The following is a 17,530-nucleotide window of genomic DNA, read 5'->3' as shown; positions in this document are numbered from 1 at the left end:
TCGCGCACAGCCCCCGAGACCCGCCCCGCCGTCGCTCCGCTCATCCCACCCCACGCCGCGCCAAAAGAGCCGCTCGGGAAGAAAATTGCGCAAATCACCCCGCTTTGCGCAACGCATTGCGCGAAGCGGGGCCTCCGCGGCGCCCCCGGGCATGCGCGATGCGAATCCATTGGCATCCGGCAGCCGCAAGATAAGCTCGCCATCGAGGGCAGGAGGGGGCCATCGGGGCCCTTCCCCTCGGGAGAACGAACATGAAGCGCTTCACTGCAAGCGGATTTGCGATCATGGCGCTCCTGTGCCCGGGCCATGCCCCGGCGCAGGATCTGGTGAGCCTTGGCTCCGTCGGCGTATGGGAGATTCTCGTCGACCCCACGATTGGCAACGGGTGCCTGATCAATGCCGCGTTCGAAGACGGTTCGGACGTGCGCATCGGCTTCGACCCGGAGCAGGGCAATGGCTATCTCATGGCCATGAACGAAGGCTGGGGAGAGATCGAGGACGACGCCACCTACCCGATCCAGTTCGATGTGGATGGCACGACCTACGAGGGGGAGGCGACCGGCATCCATCTCGATGGCCTGCCCGGCGTCGATATTTCCTTCGACAGCCCGGACTTCCTGATGGACGTGGCAAGCCGCCATACGCTGACATTAAGCAGCACGGCAGGCGAGGTGATGTCGATTGACCTGACCGACACCCATGCCGCGCTCGAAGCCGCTGTTGCCTGCCAGCAAAATCAGTGATCCTTGCGTGCGGCGTTCCGGCGCCGCACGCCCCCCCCCTTTTGGGGTTGCCCCTTCAGTCGTTGCGCAACGCCTCGATCTGGCTGATCCGCACCTGACGCAGCGCCTCCACGAGCATCGCGGCAAGAATGCCGAAGTTGAGAAAGCCCCCGGCCCCGGTCATGCCGCCCAGAATGCGCCATTGCTGCGGCAAGATCACATCGCCGTAGCCAAGCGTTGTATAGGAGACGAGGGAGAAATAGACCGCCGCCTCCATCGTGTGGAACACACCGAGCATCCGGTAGCACAGGGCCCAGAACCAGATCCCCACGGTCACCACCGACATCGCCCAGAGCGTGATCAGCAAGAGCACGATCAAGAGCTTTGGCCGGTAGGGGCGGCGCATCAGCCAGCCATGCCAGCTCAGGAACGCCCATTCCATCAGCCAGGCGGCGAGCCCGGCAACAAGCACATTGCCGAGGATCATTCCCGATCCGATCAAGATCTGCAAAAACATCGCCGCCTCCCCGCGCCTGTCTTGCGCTACTGCCGCGCGCGCGCTTCGGTCAAGCGTGATGGCGCCGCACTGGACATGGCGCCCTGCCTCCCCTATTTCGGGCAGATCATGGCCCAGAAATCAGACCCCAATTCCAAGCTGATCGCCGAGAACCGGCAAGCGCGTTACCATTACGCGATCGAGGATGATCTCGAGGCCGGGATCGTGCTCATGGGCTCGGAGGTCAAAAGCCTGCGCACCGGGCAGTCCAACATCGCCGAGAGCTATGCCTCGGTGGAGAATGGTGAGCTGTGGCTGATCAACTCCTATATCGCGGCATATAAAGAGGCAGGGGTGTTCGGGCATGAGGAGCGGCGGCACCGCAAGCTTCTGGTCTCGAAAAAGGAGCTGAGCCGGCTCTGGACGGCGGTCGGGCGCGAGGGCATGACACTCGTGCCGCTGGCGATGTATTTCAACGACCGCGGCCGGGTGAAGCTGAAGCTTGGCATCGCCAAGGGCAAGAAGCTCGCCGACAAGCGCGAAACCGAGGCCAAGCGCGACTGGAACCGGCAAAAGCAGCGCCTTTTGAAGCAGCACGGATAAGAGCTTCGGCCTTGCTCCCATGATCGTGCGAGTCTAAGCACAAAACGATCACTGGAGGGCAAGCGATGGCTATGGACGACCCGAAAACGCTCGTTTCCACCGACTGGCTGGAGGCACATCTGCGCGACCCGGATCTGCGCATTCTCGATGGCTCCTGGTTCCTGCCGCATATGGGGATCGACGCGAAAGCGGCCTATGACGAGGCGCATATCCCCGGCGCGCGGTTCTTTGATATCGACGAGATCTGCGATACCCGCTCAGAGCTGCCGCATATGGCGCCGCCGGTCGAGAAATTCATCTCGCGGATGCGGGCGATGGGCGTGGGCGATGGCCATCAGGTCGTGGTCTATGACCAGAAGGGGATCTTTTCGGCCCCGCGCGTGTGGTGGACCTTCCGGCTGATGGGCAAGACCGATGTTGCGGTGCTCGATGGCGGCTTGCCGAAATGGATCGCCGAGGGCCGCGAGGTGGAAGACATGCCGCCCGTGCTGCGCGACCGCCACATCACCGTGCAGCGGCAGGCCAGCCTTGTGAAGGATGTCACGCAGGTCGCCCATGCCTCGAAGCTCCGCGATCACGAGATCATCGATGCGCGGCCGCATGGCCGGTTCATCGGCGCCGATCCCGAGCCGCGGCCGGGGCTGCGCCCGGGGCATATTCCGGGCTCGAAGAATGTGCCCTGGGACAGCGTTCTGACGGAGGCGGGCACGATGAAATCGCCCGCGGCGCTGCGCGCCGTGTTCGAAGCGGCCGGGGTCGATCTTTCCAAGCCCGCAATCACCACTTGCGGCTCGGGCGTCAGTGCCGCGCTGCTGGCCTTCGCGCTTGAGCGCATCGGCCATCGCGACCATGCCGTTTATGACGGAGCCTGGGCCGAGTGGGGCATGTTTAACGACCTCAAGGTCGCAACCGGAGAAGCATGATGTTCAATTCCCTCAAAGCGCAGGCGCCCGACAAGATTCTGGCGCTGATGGGCCAGTTCCGCGCCGACCCCCGGCCGGAAAAGGTCGATCTGGGCGTCGGCGTCTACAAGGATGCCGATGGCCGCACGCCGGTGATGCGCGCGGTCAAGGCCGCCGAAAAGCAGCTTTGGGACAGCGAGACCACGAAGACCTATACCGCGCTGGCGGGCGAGCCCGCCTTCCACGCGGCGATGGCCACGAATGTGCTGGGCGCCGATTACCCGGCGGACCGGCTCTCCTGCCTCGCCACGGTGGGCGGCACCGGCGCCTGCCGTCAGGGCTTCGAGCTTGCGCGGATGGCGAACCCGGAGGCGACGATCTGGGTCTCTGACCCGACCTGGCCGAACCACCTCTCGATCCTCGCGTTCATGAAGCAGGACTACAAACTCTATCGCTACTTCGACAGCGCCGCCCGCACCGTCGCGTTTGACGCGATGATGGAAGACCTCGCCGCGGTGAAAGCCGGAGATGTGGTGCTGCTGCACGGCTGCTGCCACAACCCGACCGGGGCGAACCTGACGCTTGAGCAATGGGCCGCCGTGGCTGACCTGCTGGAAGCGAAGGGCGCCGTGCCGATGATCGACCTCGCCTATCAGGGCTTTGGCGACGGGCTGGAGCAAGATGCCGCCGGCACCCGCCTCATTGCGGCCCGCCTGCCCGAGGTGATCATCGCCGCCTCCTGCTCGAAGAACTTCGGCATCTACCGCGAGCGCACCGGCTGCCTGATGGTGCTCTCGGATGCCGCGTCGAAAGAGGTCACGCAAGGCACGCTCGCCTATCTCAACCGGCAGAGCTACTCCTTCGCGCCCGATCATGGGGCGCGGCTCGTCACGATGGTGCTCACCGATCCGGCGCTGAAAGCGGACTGGATGGCGGAGCTGGAAGAGGTGCGCACCGGCATGCTGGGCCTGCGCGAACAGCTCGCCGCCGAGCTGCGCCAGCTCTCCAACTCCGACCGGTTCGATTTCATCGCCCGCCACCGCGGCATGTTCTCGCGGCTGGGCGCGAGCCCCGAAGCGGTGGAAAAGATGCGTGTCGACAATGCGATCTACATGGTGGGCGATTCGCGGCTCAACATCGCCGGGCTGAACGCCAAGACGGTGCCGCTGCTCGCCCGCGCGATCATCGCCGCCGGCGTCTGAGCACCAACACAGCGAATTGTCCGGGCGGCCCCTGCGGGGGCCGTCTTTTTTTGATTATATCACTTGATTTAATAAGCACGCTTACAATATACACGCTCACCTCATGGAGGATGCGATGAGCGATTGTGAGATACCCCGGGAGAGCCTCGGCTTTCTGTTGCAAGACGCAACGCGTCTGATGCGGCGGCGTTTTGAGATGCGCGCCGCAGAGCTTGGCCTCACCTCGTCGCAATGGCGGCTTCTGGTAACACTGATGAAGCGCGGCCCCCAGCCCCAGGCCCGGCTGGCCGAATTTCTCGAAATCGAGCCGATCTCGCTGTCGCGCCTTGTCGACCGGATGCAGGAAGCGAGCTGGGTCGAACGCCGCCCCGACCCGACAGACCGGCGCGTGCGGATCGTTTATCCGACCGAACGCACGAAAACCGCGATTTGCGAGGTCAAGACGATTGCCGAGGCCATCTATGCCGATGCGCTTGATGGCCTTTCTCCCGAAATGCGGCTGAGCCTGATCGACTCGCTGCGCAGGATCATTTCCAACCTTTCTCAAACGACCGAGACCGCCGATGAGTGCTGATATTCAAAGCTCGAAAAGAAAACCGAAAACCCTGCTGATGGTGGCGCTTCCGCTGGTGCTGGTCGTTGCGGGCCTGTGGGTCTGGCTGTCCTCGGGGCGCTACGAGAGCACCGACAACGCCGCCGTGCAACAGGCGCGGATCTCTGTCGCCTCCGATATTTCCGGCCGGGTGACCGAGGTCTTCGTGGCCGACAACGCGGTGGTGAAAGCGGGAGATCCGTTGTTCCGCGTCGATCCCGAGCCCTACCGGCTGGCACTGGCGCAGGCGCAGGCCGCGCTGGCGCAGGCGCGGCTTCAGGTGGAGCAGCTTCGCGCCAATTGGGCCGCAGCCGTGGCGCAAGAAAAGGTCGCCCAGGATGACGCCAGTTACCGCGCCACCGAACTCAAGCGCCAGGAAGCCATCACCGGGCGCGGCGCGGGCACGGAATCCGCGCTCGACGAGGCGCGCCACAATGCCAATGCCGCGCAGCAAACGCTGGCCGCCGCAGCGCAAAACGTGGCCGCGGCCCTCGCTGCCCTTGGCGGCGACCCCGGGGTCAAGACCGACGATCACCCCATGGTTCAAGCCGCCCTCGTGGCGCGCGACACCGCCGCCTACAACCTTGGCCTCACCACCGTCAAAGCGCCGGCGGATGGGGTGATCTACCGCGCCGACAGCTTCAAGACCGGGCAATTCGTCAGTGCCGGGGCGGCGCTCTATTCGCTCGTGGAAACCGGCGACACCTGGATCGAGGCCAATTTCAAGGAAACGCAAATCGGCCATATGGTCGCCGGGCAAAAGGCAACGGTCGAGTTCGACACCTATCCGGGCAAGGAATATGATGCCGTGGTGAGCGCCGTCGGCGCCGGCACCGGGGCGGAATTCTCGATGCTGCCCGCGCAAAACGCCACCGGCAACTGGGTGAAGGTGACGCAAAGGGTGCCGGTGATGCTGCGCCTCGCGCCGGGCACCGAAGTGAGCGGGCTGCGCACCGGGCTCTCGGCCTATGTCACCATCGACACCAAGGCCAGCACGCATTTCGATGCGCTGCTGAGCACGGTCGAGGCTTCTACGGCGCAGGCCGCGACGGCCGAGTAACCGGAGAGAACCGCGATGAGCGCCCCCGCCTCCGACGGCCCCTCGATCGTGGTCAAGCATCACGGGCTGATCACCGCCTCGCTGATGCTGGCCACGATCATGCAGGTGCTCGACACCACGATTGCCAACGTCGCCCTGCCCTCGATGCGCGCCGATCTCGGTGCCTCGTCGGATACAATCAACTGGGTGCTGACCTCGTATATCGTCGCCTCGGCAATCGCGACGCCGCTCACCGGCTGGTTCTCCGAACGCTTCGGGCGCAAGGAGATCTTCATCGGCTCGGTGATCGGCTTCGTGCTCAGCTCGATGCTGTGCGGCATCGCCTGGAGCCTTGAGGCGATGGTGGTCTTCCGCATGCTGCAAGGCGTGTTCGGCGCCGCCATCGTGCCGCTTTCGCAGACCTTCCTGCTCGATATCAACCCGCGCGAAAAGCACGGTCAGGCAATGGCGATCTGGGGCGCGGGGATCATGGTCGGCCCGATCATCGGCCCGACCCTCGGCGGCTATCTGACCGACACGATCAACTGGCGCTGGGTGTTTTACATCAACGTTCCGCTCGGGGCCGTGGCGCTGCTGGGCTGCATCGCCTATCTGCCCAATGCCGCGCGCCGGATCCGGCGGTTCGATTTCATCGGCTTCGCCGCGCTTGCCATTGGCGTGGGTGCGCTGCAATTGCTGCTCGACCGCGGCAGCGAGGTAGACTGGTTCAACGCGGCCGAGATCTGGATCGAGCTTGCTGTCTCGATCAGCGGCTTCTGGGTCTTCATCATCTGGATCCTTGGCGCGGCGCAACCCTTCCTTGAGCCGCGCATGTTCCTGGACCGCAACTTCGCCACCGGGCTCGTGTTCATCTTCGTGGTCGGGATCATCCTGTTGTCCTCGCTGGCGCTGTTGCCGCCGATGCTGTCGAACATCTTCAATTACCCGATCGTCACCACCGGGCTTGTGATGGCGCCGCGGGGGGTGGGCACGATGATCACGATGGTGCTCGCGGGCAAGCTCGTGCGCATCATCGACCCGCGCAAGCTCGTGGTCGCCGGGCTGTTGCTCGCCGCCTGGTCGCTCCACATCATGACCGGCTTCGGCCCGCAGATGGATTCGACGCTGATCATCGTCTCGGGGCTGGTGCAGGGGCTCGGGCTCGGGCTCGTTTTCGTGCCGCTCTCCACCGTCGCCTTTGCCACGATCGAGGCGCGCTACCGTGGCGATGCCACCGCGCTCTTCAGCCTTGTGCGCAATATCGGCTCTTCGATCGGGATCTCGCTCGTCACCTTGCTGCTCACCCGCAACACGCAGATCAACCACACCGATCTCGTGGCCAGCATCTCGCTGCTCGATCCCGAATTCTCCTCGCTGGCAAACGGCTCGCTCTCGGGGCTGATGCATTCGCTCACGCTCAGCCGCGGCGAAGGCGCGTTCTGGTCCTTCCTCAACCAGTTGGTGACGCAGCAGGCGATGATGATTTCCTATATCGACGACTTCAAGCTGCTGACATGGATCACGCTCTCGGCGATCCCGCTTGCGCTGTTGCTGCGCAAACCCACCGCGGCCCCGCCCGGGGGCCTGCCGGCGGCGGCGGACTGAGCCCGGCACGGGCGCATCAAAAAAGGCCCGGGGTCGCCCCCGGGCCTTTCTTTTGATGTGCCGCTCTTACGAGTGGTAGGCGCTTTCGCCGTGGGTCGTGAGGTCGAGACCCTGACGTTCGTCATCCGCCGCCACACGCAGGCCGGTAACCGCCTTGACGATGTAGAGCAGGATCAGCGAGCCGACGCCCGACCAGACGATGGTCACGAGAACCGCCTTGGCCTGGATGAACACTTGCGAAGCGATCGAGAAATCGTCGCCGCCCGTGCCGCCGAAGGCCGGAGCCATCAGCACGCCGGTCATGATCGCGCCGACCATACCGCCCACACCGTGCACGCCGAAGACGTCGAGGCTGTCGTCGTATTTCAGCATCGCCTTCACTTTGGTGACGAAGAAGTAGCAGACCGGGGAGACGATCAGGCCGAGCACGATCGCACCCACCGGGCCCGAGGTGCCGCAAGCCGGGGTGATCGCCACGAGGCCAGCCACCATGCCCGACGCCGCGCCGAGACCCGAGGGCTTGCCACGGAACAGCGCTTCAACGGCAACCCAGCTCACGACGGCGGCAGCAGTGGCCACGAAGGTGTTGAGCAGCGGCAGCGCGGCAGCGGCGGTCGCTTCGAGGTTCGAACCGGCGTTGAAGCCGAACCAGCCAACCCACAGCATCGCGGCGCCGGTCATGGTCAGCGTCATCGAATGCGGGGCCATGTTCTCTTTGCCAAGGCCGATGCGCGGGCCGATCACGAAGGCGAAAACGAGCGCGGTGATGCCGGCGTTGATGTGCACAACGGTGCCGCCCGCGAAGTCGATGGCGCCCCAGTTGAAGATCAGGCCCGAGCCATCCCACACCATGTGCGCGATCGGGAAGTAGATCACGGTGACCCAGAGGATGGTGAAGAGCACCACGGCCGAGAATTTCACCCGCTCGGCGAAAGCGCCGACATAGAGCGCGGGCGTGATCGCGGCGAAGGTCATCTGGAAGGCGATGAACACATATTCGGGCAGCACCACACCATCGGTGAAGGTGGCGGCGGTCGAATCAAGGTTCACGCCGGACAGGAAGAGCTTGCCAAGGCCGCCCCAGAACGGGTTGGTGCCGCCGCCAAAGGCGAAGGAATAGCCCCAAAGGACCCAGACGATCATCACCACCGAGGTGATCATCGTGGTCTGCATCAGCACGGAGAGCATGTTCTTGGTGCGCACGAGGCCGCCGTAGAACAGCGCGAGGCCCGGCACGATCATGAACAGAACGAGCACCGAGGCGGTCATCATCCACGCCACGTCACCCTTGTCGATGACCGGCGCGGCCTCCACCACTTCGGCCACGGCTTCGGCCGCAACGGCCGTCTCCTGAGCGAAAGCGGGCAGCGCGAGCGCGGAAAGCGCCGCGGCAAGGCCCGAAATTTTTGCGAGGTTTTTCATTTGTCTCTGGTCCCCCTGAGCTTGCTTAGAGCGCGTCGTCGCCGGCTTCGCCGGTGCGCACTCGCACCGCCTGGTTGACGTCGAGCACGAAGATTTTGCCATCGCCGATCTTGTCGGTCTTGGCCGCTTTCAGGATCGTCTCGACGACTTCATCGGCGAGGCCATCGCCGACCACGATTTCGAGTTTCACCTTCGGTACAAAATTCACCGCATATTCGGCACCGCGATAAATTTCCGTGTGGCCCGACTGAGCGCCGAAGCCCTTGATTTCAGTCACCATCATGCCGCGCACGCCGATGGCGGTGAGCGCTTCGCGCACCTCCTCGAGCTTGAACGGCTTGATTGCTGCAATGATGAGTTTCACTGGATGTCCCTTCCTATTGTCAGCACTCCCCGATGCCCCGGAGGCACCGCACGGACGTAGAAGGCGCGGGAAGGGGGGTTCGCACAAGGACACCCGCCTCATTCCTGAGCAGCGTAAATCCGATTCTCGACGCCGGAGGCACAATTTGGGCAAACCGCATAAAAATTGAGCATATGAAAAACCGAATCGTGATGCGTTGCGGCTCGAAATGGCCGCGGCCTGCGTGTAAGTTGCCCAAAACAACGGGCATGGACGGACAATGGCAGGATCGGGCGGGCGGCGCGGACCCTTGGTCGCGGACAAGCGATATGCAGCGAAACAAGGCGCGAACGCGCCGCCGAAGCCAGCCGCAACTGCGGCGCGCAAACCTGCGCGCAAGCCCCGCAAACCGCGGCGCAGCGGGCCGATCCGCGCCTTCATAGGCGGGCTTTTCGGGCTCGTCTGGCGGGTGATCTGGGGCTTCACCTGGCGGTCGGGCGCGATCCTCGGGCTGATCCTCGGCCTTGCCACGTTCTACTTCTACAGCCAGCTGCCCGATTACACGGCACTTCTCGATGGCCGCAACCGCGGCTCGGTGACGATGCTGGACCGTGACGGCAAGGTGTTTGCCTGGCGCGGCGAGACCTTCGGCGGCCAGACCACGGCGGACAGCGTCTCGCCCTATCTGCGCAACGCCATCGTCGCCACCGAGGACAAGCGCTTTTACCACCATTTCGGCGTCAGCCCGCGCGGCATCATCTCGGCGATCCGCATCAACCTCTCCGAGGGGCGCGGCCCGCTCTCCGGCAACGGCGGCTCGACCATCACCCAGCAGGTGGCCAAGCTCCTCTGCCTTGGTGTCCCCTATGACCCGAAGCTCTGGAAGACCGAGGCTGAATACGAGACCGACTGCCGCTCCGGCGGCGTGAAGCGCAAGATCAAGGAGATCCCCTATGCGCTCGCGATGGAGGTCAAATATTCCAAGGCGGAGATCCTGACGATCTACCTCAACCGCGCCTATCTTGGCGCGGGGGCGCGCGGGTTCGAGGCTGCGGCGCAGCGCTACTTTGGCATCTCCGCCGCCAATGTGAACCCGCAGCAAGCGGCGATGCTGGCGGGGCTTTTGAAGGCCCCCTCGACCTATGCGCCCACCACCAACCTCAAGCGCTCGCAAGAGCGCGCGGGCATGGTGCTCGCGCTGATGCATGATCAGGGCTACCTGACCGACGCGCAATGGAGCGAGGCACGCGCCCATCCCGCCACGCTCTCGGAGGCGGCGCAGGCGCGGGCGGGCGGCTATTTTGCCGATTGGGTGATGGATTCGATCCCGGATTTCCTTGCCAAGGACACAACCGAGGACGTGGTGATCCGCACCACGCTCGACCAAAGGGTGCAGGCGGCGGCAGAGACGGCGCTGAAAAGCGTGTTCGAGACCAAGGTCAAGGAAGGCTCGGAGGCGGAAGCCGCAATCGTGGTGATGTCGGCGGATGGCGCGGTGCGCGCAATGGTGGGCGGGCGCGCCTCGAAAGTCTCGGGCGCGTTCAACCGCGCCACCCAGGCGCGCCGCCAGACCGGCTCCACCTTCAAGCCTTTCGTCTATGCGGTCGCGCTCGACATGGGCTGGACGCCCGACACGATTGTGGAGGATGCGCCGCTGACCATCAACGTGCCCGGTTCCGGCCCCTGGACGCCGAAGAACTACGACAAGGATTACCTCGGCGCGATCCCGCTCTGGAAGGCGCTCGCCAGATCGATCAACACCGCCACCGTGCGCGTGGGGCAGGCCGTGGGCTTTGACGCGGTGCGCCGCGCCGCGACGGATTTCGGCTTCGCCTCCGATCTCGCCAAAGGCCCTGCCGTGGTGCTCGGCGTCTCGGAATCGACCCTGCTCGAAATGACGGGCGCCTTTGCGGGCATTCTCAACGGCGGCTCCTCGGTGCGGCCCTATGGTCTCACCGATTTGCGGCTCAAGGGCGACAGTGATCCGCTGTTCGGCGCGGGCGGCGGCATGGGTGAGCGGGTGATCTCCGAGACCGCCGCGCGCGAACTGATGTGGATGATGCACCAGGGCGTCGAGCAAGGCACCGGCATGCGCGCGCGCCTTGATGGCCGCGAGGTTGCGGGCAAGACGGGCACGACCCAGGCCGCCCGCGATGCCTGGTTTATCGGCTTCACCGCCGATTATGTGGCCGGGGTCTGGATGGGCTATGACAACAACCGCCCGCTTGCCGGCGTCACCGGCGGCGGCCTGCCTGCCGAGATCTGGCACGAGGTGATGGCGCGGGTCGAAGAGGGCCAGCCGGTCAATCCGCTGCCGATGGCCAGCCCCGAGGAATGGCGGGGCGCCGGGGGCAACAATGCCTATGCCGGGCAAAGCTGGAACTCCGGCGACCCGATCCCGGAGGGCGGCGTGCCGGTGGTGAATGGTCAGTTGATGGCGCCGGGGCAAGTGCCGCCGCAGCCCGACAACCGCAGCAGGCCGCAAAGCGGCCTGGGTCAGGCAATCGATTCCCTGCTGCGCGGGCTTTATTAAAAAAACGCGGCCCATTAAAAAAAACGCGACCCGGGGGGCCGCGTTTCAGATCCGGTTTCTGTGCCAGCGCTCAGCTTGCCGTTTTCAGATCGGCGATCAGCGCATCCAGATTGCCCCGCCGGGCATCGAGCATGGCGCCGATCTCGGTGCGCTCGGCGGCGAGCATGTTCACACCCTCGATGATGATGTTGAAGAACAGGTTCTTGCCCGACTTGTCGGAGACATGCCACAGCGCCTCGAACGGCGCCTGGCCACGCAGATGCGCCACCGTGCTCACTTCATAGAAGGTCTTGACCTTGCGCGCGCCTTCCACCTCGAAGCGCGCCCCGATGAACTCGCGGAACCGCTTGCCGTATTTGCGCGAGATATAGCCGCGGAACGCGGTGGTGAAGGCCGCCATCTGGCTCGCGCTCGCCTGACGCGCGGCGACACCCAGCGCCGAGCGCGCGATCGTCGGCACATCGGCATATTTCACGAAGATCGTCTCGAACAGCGCATAGAGCGCCGGGCCGGTTTTGCCCGAAGCGATCGCGGCGTTGATGTCACCCACGGCTTGGCCGATCAGCGCACGCGCCTGACCATCGTCGAGCGCGAAGGCTGCGCCCGGGCGCAACACACCCGCCGCCATCAGCCCCGCTGCGCCCGCGCCCATCAGCACGCGGCGCCGGTCGGCGCGAATCTCATTGAGCATCGGGCTCTCCATAAGGATCGGCATAGGGATCCCAGGCTTCCTCATCATTCGTCTCCTTCGCCCCCACCTGATGGCGGCGCATCTGCAAATAGAGCAGGCGTTCCTGCGCATAGCTGTCGGCGCTGTCATAGAGCACCGATTCGATGATATCGCCGTGCTGTTTACGCTCGGCCACCTTGCCACCCACCGTGACCGCGGCCGCCGCACTCGCCTCTCGGCTGTCGAACACATTTCCGAGCGGATCGAACGCCATGTCGACCACACGGCCAACGGCATCGCGCGCGGTCGAGGGGCCGAGGATCGGCAGCTCGACATAAGCGCCCTCTCCCACGCCCCAGACCGCCAGCGTCTCGCCAAAATCAGTATCGGTCTCGGGCAGGGCCAGCGCATGGCCCGCCGGATCGAAGATCCCGCCAATCCCGATCGTGGTGTTGATCACGAAGCGGAAGGTATTCTTTGCTGCGGGGGCCGGGCGGCCCTGCAACAGCGAGTTGACCACCTTACCCGGCAGCGAAAGGTTGGAACTCGCGTTCGAGAAGCCGCGATAAACGGCGTTGTCAACCGAGCGCGGCTCGCCCTCGCGCGCTTTGAACAGGGCGCGGTCAACGCCCTTGTTGAAGGCGTGGATATGCCGGTTCGTGCCCTCATAGGGGTCGTTTATGCCCCCGGGCGTGGAAGGCCCCGCAGAAGTGGTCCCGCCACCACATGCCGCCAGAGTGATACTCGCAATAAGGCAGAGACCGAATATTTTCCGCATCGTTCCCCCGGCTGCCATGCGCCGGATGCGTCAAGGCAGGTGACAATCGCTGTTTTTTGGGCCAAACCCCTGCCAAGCATTAAGGACGCAGCGCGGAGGAAACAAGGCGCTGACGCATATTTTATGGTTTGGTTGCGCCGGACGGGCCGCCCGCATGTGCGGCTCGGCGGGGAATCGCCGGTGGGGGGCGGGGACGAGGGCATGAAAAAAGACGAACTGGCGGCAGGCAAAGCAGAGCTCCGCGCCGCACGCCGCGAGGACCGACAGCTGTTCTGGGCCGTGGGGCTGTTTTCGGCCTTTGTGAACCTGCTGATGCTGACCGGCCCCATGTTCATGCTGCAGGTTTATGACCGGGTGCTGGGCGCGCGCTCGGTGGAAACGCTCACGGCGCTGTTCCTTCTGGTCGCGTTCCTGTTCGCGGCGATGGGGCTTCTTGATTACGCGCGCGCACGCGTTACCGCGCGCATCGGCGCGCGTCTGCAGGCGCGGCTCGAAGCGCGCGTGTTTGATGCGGCGCTGCGGCGCAATGCGCTTGCCCCCAATGATGCGGTCTCGGCTGCCGGATTGCGCGATCTTGATTCTGTCAACCGCTGCCTCTCCGCGCCGGTGTTTCTCGCGCTGTTCGACCTGCCCTGGGTGCCGGTTTTCCTCTCGGCGATTTTTCTGTTCCACCCGATGCTCGGCCTGCTCTCCATCACGGGGGGCGTCTTGCTCATTTTCGCCACGCTGCTCAACCAGACCCTGAGCGCCCGCCCGCTGTCTGAAGCGACCGGCACCCAGCTTCGCTCGGACCGGCTCGCCGACCAACTGCGTGACGAGGCCGAACTGGTGCAGGCGCTCGGCATGCGCGGGGCCGCGTTTCGCCGCTGGCAGCAAGCGCGCAGCCGCGCGGTGGAAGCCAGCCTCGGCGCCGCCGATCTGAGCGGCGGCTTTTCCACCTTCACCCGCACGTTCCGGCTGTTTTTGCAATCTGCTATCCTCGCTCTCGGCGCGTGGCTGGTGCTGCAAGGGGAGCTCACCCCCGGCGCGATGATCGCGGGCTCGATCCTGATGGGGCGCACCCTTGCGCCGGTTGAGCAGGCGGTGGCAGGCTGGGCCATTCTGGCGCGCGCGCGCGACGGATGGGCGCGGCTCTCGCTTCTGCTCACCGCGACCCCGCTTGAGCAGCCGCGCACATCTTTGCCGCGCCCGCGGGCAAGGCTGGAGGCACAGGCCCTCACCGTGGTGCCGCCGGGCGGGCAGGTGCCGACGCTGCGTGCCGTCACCTTCCGCATCGATCCGGGGCAGGCGCTTGGCGTGATCGGCCCCTCGGGCGCAGGCAAATCAACCCTCGCACGCGCCATCTGCGGGCTTTGGCGCCCCGCCAACGGCGCGCTGCGCCTTGATGGTGCAACGCTCGACCAATACGACCCGGATGTTCTGGGCCATCTGATCGGCTATCTGCCGCAACGTGTTGGCCTGTTTGACGGCACAATCGCCGAGAACATTGCCCGCCTCGCCGAAAAGCCCGATCCGGCGATGGTGGTCGATGCTGCCAAACGCGCCGCGGCGCACCAGCTCATTCTCGATCTGCCCGAGGGCTATGACACCAAGGTCAGCCAGACCGGCGGGCGGCTCTCGGGCGGGCAAATCCAACGCATCGGTCTGGCCCGCGCCCTTTACGGCAACCCGGTGCTGCTGGTGCTCGACGAACCGAACGCCAATCTCGACAACGAGGGCAGTCAGGCGCTCAACGCCGCGGTGCGGGGCATGAAAGCCGCGGGGGGGGCCGTTTTGATCATGGCCCACCGCCCCGCCGCGATTGCCGAATGTGACACGCTGCTCGTGCTCGACAACGGCACGCGGCGCGCCTTTGGCCCGCGCGAGGACGTGCTCAAGGCGATGGTTCAGAACGCCAACGAGATCGCAACCGCCACCAAACCCGGAGGTGTGGCATGACCCGCAAGGAAGACGCGGAAAACGGCCAACTGCCGGAAACATCCAATGCCGCGACCGATCTGGTGCACAAGGCGATGCCCCCGCGCCCCGAAAAGCGCGGCCTCGCGGGCACGTTGCAACGTGCGCTCGCGCCAGCCGCGCCCAGCGAGCCCGCGCCGGGGCCCTCGGCCCGGCTCTCGCCGCGAGCGGCGCTTGTGCTTGGCTTCCTGACCCTTGCCCTACTGGTCGGCGGCTTCGGCGCATGGTCTGTCTTTTCCTCGATTGCCGGGGCCGTGGTCGCCTCGGGCCGGGTCGAGGTGGACCAGCATCGGCAGGTGGTGCAACACCCCGATGGCGGTGTGGTGGCCGAGATTGCCGTGAAGGAAGGCGATCGCGTTGCCGCCGGCCAGCTTTTGATCCGGCTTGACGGGGAGCTTGTGCAATCCGAACGGTCGATCGTTGAAGGGCAGTTCTTTGAAGTTCTCGCGCGGCGCGGGCGGCTTGAAGCCGAGCGCGCCGATGCCGCCGAAATCAGCTTCAATGCGGAACTGCTCGAAGAGGCGACCAAAAGCGCCAGTGTGGCCGAACTGGTCGAGGGCCAGCGCAGGCTCTTTGCGGCGCGGCTCGATACGCTGCAAAAATCGCTCGAACAAGTCGCCAAGCGGCGCGAGCAGACGCAATCCCAGATCGACGGCATCGAGGCACAACGTGCCGCGCTGGAGCGCCAGCAAGCGCTGATCGAGCAGGAACTCGTCGACCAGCGCGGGCTTTACGACAAGGGTCTTGCGCAAGCGAGCCGCGTGCTGGCGCTGGAACGCGAAGCCGCCAATCTGGCGGGCGACATGGGCGAGCTCACCGCCGAGAAGGCGCAATCCGAAGGGCGAATCACCGAGCTGGAGCTGGAGGCGCTGCGGCTCTCCTCGAAGCGGCGCGAAGATGCCGAGAGCGAGCTGCGCGACATCGGCTACCGCGAGCTGGAACTCGCCGAGCGGCGCCGCTCGCTGACCGAACAGATCAACCGGCTCGAACTGCGCGCCCCCGTGGAGGGCCGGGTCTACGAACTCGCGGTGACCACGCCTCGCGCGGTGATTCGGGCCGCCGAGCCAGTGCTTTACATCGTGCCGCAAGATCGCCCGCTCGTGGTGATGGTGCAGGTCTCGCCGATCAATATCGACGAAATCACCGTGGGCCAGCCGGTCACCTTGCGCTTTCCGGCCTTTGCCAGCCGCACCACGCCCGAGATGTTTGGACAGGTCACGCGCATTTCCGCCGATGCGATCACCGATGAAACAACCCGGGCAAGCTATTTCCGCGTTGAGGTGATGCTGAACCCGGGCGAGATAGACAAGCTTGGCGGGCTCGTGCTGCTGCCGGGCATGCCCGCCGAGGCCTATATCCGCACCGGCGACCGCAGCCCTCTGGCTTACCTCACCAAGCCCTTCACCGACTATTTTGCCCGCGCCTTCCGCGAGAATTAAAGCTTCGAGAGCAGCGTCGGCGTTGGCCAGGCATCGGCGGGCAGGCCCAGGCGGGTCTGCTCGCGCTGCACCGCCTCGCGGGTCTTTTCGCCCAGAATCCCGTCGATCGGGCCAACATCATGGCCGCGCGCTGCGAGCTTCTTTTGCAGCGCCTTCATCTGCTCGACGCCAAGCCCCGGCTCGGCCGCGCGCGGGTCGAGCCGGGGCGCGCCTTCCAGCCGGGTCGCAAAATAGGCGGCCGTGGTCACATAGACAAAGCTCTTGTTCCACTCGAACAGCACCTCGAAATTCGGATAGGCGATAAAGGCCGGCCCCTTGCGCCCCATCGGCAAGAGCACCGCGCCCTGGCGCCCCTGAAAGGCGCCCGAGCGGGGCCGCACCCCCATCCGCGCCCATTGATCGGTCGAAAGGCTGTGGTTGAGCCCGGTTTGCGCCCAGTCCATCTGCTCGGGCACGGTGATCTCCTGCAGCCAAGGCTCGCCCCGGCGCCAGCCCATGCCCGAGATCATCTTTGCGCCCGACATCAGCGCATCGGCGCTCGATCCTTTCAGGTTCACATGGCCGTCGCCGTCGCCATCCACGCCGTTGCGCAGAATATCGGCCGGCAGCATCTGCACCTGCCCGACCTCGCCCGCCCAGGCGCCGATGGTGCGCGCGGGGTCAAAATCGCCCCTCTGGTAAAGCTGCGCCGCGGCAATGACCTGCGGCCGGAACAGATCCGGGCGGCGGCAATCATGCGCAAGGGTGACGAGGGCATCGCGGGTGTTGAAATCCCCCTGCACCTGCCCGAAATCTGTCTCCAGCCCCCAAAAGGCCAAAAGCACCCCGCGCGAGACGCCATAGTCCCGCTCGATCCGGTCGAACACCGCATCATAGCGCTGCGCCATTTTTGCGCCCGTGCTGAGCCGGTTTTGCGAGATCACCGCAGAGGCAAAATCGACAAAACTCTTGCGGAACACGCCCTGTGCCCGGTCTGCCTTGAGCACGCGGCCATCCTGCCGCACGCCCTTGAAAAAGGCATTCGCCTCGGCGGCGCTCAATCCGGCGCGCTGCGCCTCGGCCTTGAGCCCGGCCACGAAGCTGGAAAAATCGCCGCCGCATTGCGCCTGCGCCGCAAGCGGCAGGCAGGCGGTCAGGCAAAGGGCAGAAAGGAAAGCGCGCATGGAGACCCCCGTCAAAGCAATGCCGGCAAGCTAGCCGCGGCACGTCCGCAGGGCAACCGTCGCAC

16 protein-coding genes are annotated in these 17,530 nt (G+C 65.2%); 10 read left to right on the top strand and 6 right to left on the bottom strand.

Features of this window, described 5'->3' with window-relative positions:
- Positions 1-251 precede the first annotated feature (251 nt).
- Positions 252-743, top strand: a complete 492-nt coding sequence (locus ACFSM0_RS16200) for a hypothetical protein (RefSeq protein WP_377392832.1) — start codon at positions 252-254, stop codon at positions 741-743.
- A 55-nt stretch (positions 744-798) separates the two neighbouring features.
- Here the strand turns inward: ACFSM0_RS16200 and ACFSM0_RS16195 are convergent, their stop codons facing one another.
- Positions 799-1,239, bottom strand: coding sequence for an ion channel (locus ACFSM0_RS16195; protein ID WP_377392829.1), 441 nt, complete (start codon positions 1,237-1,239; stop codon positions 799-801).
- A 108-nt stretch (positions 1,240-1,347) separates the two neighbouring features.
- Between ACFSM0_RS16195 and smpB the strand changes: the two genes are divergently transcribed.
- The 6 genes from smpB (at position 1,348) to ACFSM0_RS16165 (ending at position 7,161) form a co-directional block, all read left to right on the top strand.
- Positions 1,348-1,821 (top strand): SsrA-binding protein SmpB, encoded by a 474-nt coding sequence (gene smpB / locus ACFSM0_RS16190; RefSeq protein ID WP_377392826.1) that lies wholly within the window; start codon positions 1,348-1,350, stop codon positions 1,819-1,821.
- A 65-nt stretch (positions 1,822-1,886) separates the two neighbouring features.
- On the top strand, positions 1,887-2,744 hold the full coding sequence (gene sseA / locus ACFSM0_RS16185; RefSeq protein ID WP_377392823.1) for a 3-mercaptopyruvate sulfurtransferase: 858 nt from the start codon (positions 1,887-1,889) through the stop codon (positions 2,742-2,744).
- Entirely contained in the window at positions 2,744-3,925 is a 1,182-nt protein-coding gene (locus ACFSM0_RS16180; protein WP_377392820.1) for an amino acid aminotransferase, read from the top strand. The genes sseA and ACFSM0_RS16180 overlap by 1 nt, the downstream gene beginning before the upstream one ends.
- Positions 3,926-4,040: 115 nt before the next feature.
- Positions 4,041-4,499: a MarR family winged helix-turn-helix transcriptional regulator gene (locus ACFSM0_RS16175; protein ID WP_377392817.1), complete on the top strand. Its 459-nt coding sequence runs from the start codon at positions 4,041-4,043 to the stop codon at positions 4,497-4,499.
- Complete coding sequence (locus tag ACFSM0_RS16170) at positions 4,489-5,577, top strand: HlyD family secretion protein (protein ID WP_377392814.1); 1,089 nt, start codon at positions 4,489-4,491, stop codon at positions 5,575-5,577. The genes ACFSM0_RS16175 and ACFSM0_RS16170 overlap by 11 nt, the downstream gene beginning before the upstream one ends.
- Before the next feature lie 15 nt (positions 5,578-5,592).
- Complete coding sequence (locus tag ACFSM0_RS16165) at positions 5,593-7,161, top strand: DHA2 family efflux MFS transporter permease subunit (protein ID WP_377392810.1); 1,569 nt, start codon at positions 5,593-5,595, stop codon at positions 7,159-7,161.
- A 66-nt stretch (positions 7,162-7,227) separates the two neighbouring features.
- Here ACFSM0_RS16165 and ACFSM0_RS16160 read toward each other — a convergent pair whose 3' ends face one another.
- Positions 7,228-8,583: an ammonium transporter gene (locus ACFSM0_RS16160; RefSeq protein ID WP_377392807.1), complete on the bottom strand. Its 1,356-nt coding sequence runs from the start codon at positions 8,581-8,583 to the stop codon at positions 7,228-7,230.
- A gap of 25 nt (positions 8,584-8,608) precedes the next feature.
- The gene (locus tag ACFSM0_RS16155) at positions 8,609-8,947 is read right to left on the bottom strand and encodes a P-II family nitrogen regulator (RefSeq protein ID WP_377392804.1); all 339 of its coding nucleotides are present in this window, start codon (positions 8,945-8,947) and stop codon (positions 8,609-8,611) included.
- Between the two features lie 259 nt (positions 8,948-9,206).
- On the opposite strand from ACFSM0_RS16155, the gene ACFSM0_RS16150 reads away from it, so the two are divergent.
- Positions 9,207-11,459, top strand: a complete 2,253-nt coding sequence (locus ACFSM0_RS16150; protein ID WP_377392801.1) for a transglycosylase domain-containing protein — start codon at positions 9,207-9,209, stop codon at positions 11,457-11,459.
- A 70-nt stretch (positions 11,460-11,529) separates the two neighbouring features.
- On the opposite strand, the gene ACFSM0_RS16145 is transcribed toward ACFSM0_RS16150, so the two are convergent.
- Positions 11,530-12,150, bottom strand: coding sequence for an MlaC/ttg2D family ABC transporter substrate-binding protein (locus tag ACFSM0_RS16145; RefSeq protein WP_377392798.1), 621 nt, complete (start codon positions 12,148-12,150; stop codon positions 11,530-11,532).
- A complete protein-coding gene (locus ACFSM0_RS16140; protein WP_377392795.1) occupies positions 12,140-12,907 on the bottom strand; it encodes an MlaA family lipoprotein in 768 nt (255 codons plus the stop codon). Before ACFSM0_RS16140 ends, ACFSM0_RS16145 begins: the two co-directional genes overlap by 11 nt.
- A 201-nt stretch (positions 12,908-13,108) precedes the next feature.
- On the opposite strand from ACFSM0_RS16140, the gene ACFSM0_RS16135 reads away from it, so the two are divergent.
- Positions 13,109-14,845: a type I secretion system permease/ATPase gene (locus tag ACFSM0_RS16135; protein WP_377392792.1), complete on the top strand. Its 1,737-nt coding sequence runs from the start codon at positions 13,109-13,111 to the stop codon at positions 14,843-14,845.
- Positions 14,842-16,302, top strand: a complete 1,461-nt coding sequence (locus tag ACFSM0_RS16130) for an HlyD family type I secretion periplasmic adaptor subunit (RefSeq protein WP_377392789.1) — start codon at positions 14,842-14,844, stop codon at positions 16,300-16,302. Before ACFSM0_RS16135 ends, ACFSM0_RS16130 begins: the two co-directional genes overlap by 4 nt.
- On the opposite strand, the gene ACFSM0_RS16125 is transcribed toward ACFSM0_RS16130, so the two are convergent.
- Positions 16,299-17,465, bottom strand: a complete 1,167-nt coding sequence (locus tag ACFSM0_RS16125; protein ID WP_377392786.1) for a lytic murein transglycosylase — start codon at positions 17,463-17,465, stop codon at positions 16,299-16,301. The genes ACFSM0_RS16130 and ACFSM0_RS16125 overlap by 4 nt on opposite strands.
- Between the last annotated feature and the right edge of the window lie 65 nt (positions 17,466-17,530).

This window comes from Rhodobacter lacus (genome assembly GCF_042683065.1).
GTDB lineage: Bacteria > Pseudomonadota > Alphaproteobacteria > Rhodobacterales > Rhodobacteraceae > Rhodobacter > Rhodobacter lacus.
The sequence above is the reverse complement of the archived record's forward strand: the minus strand, read 5'-3'. Positions and strand labels throughout refer to the sequence as shown.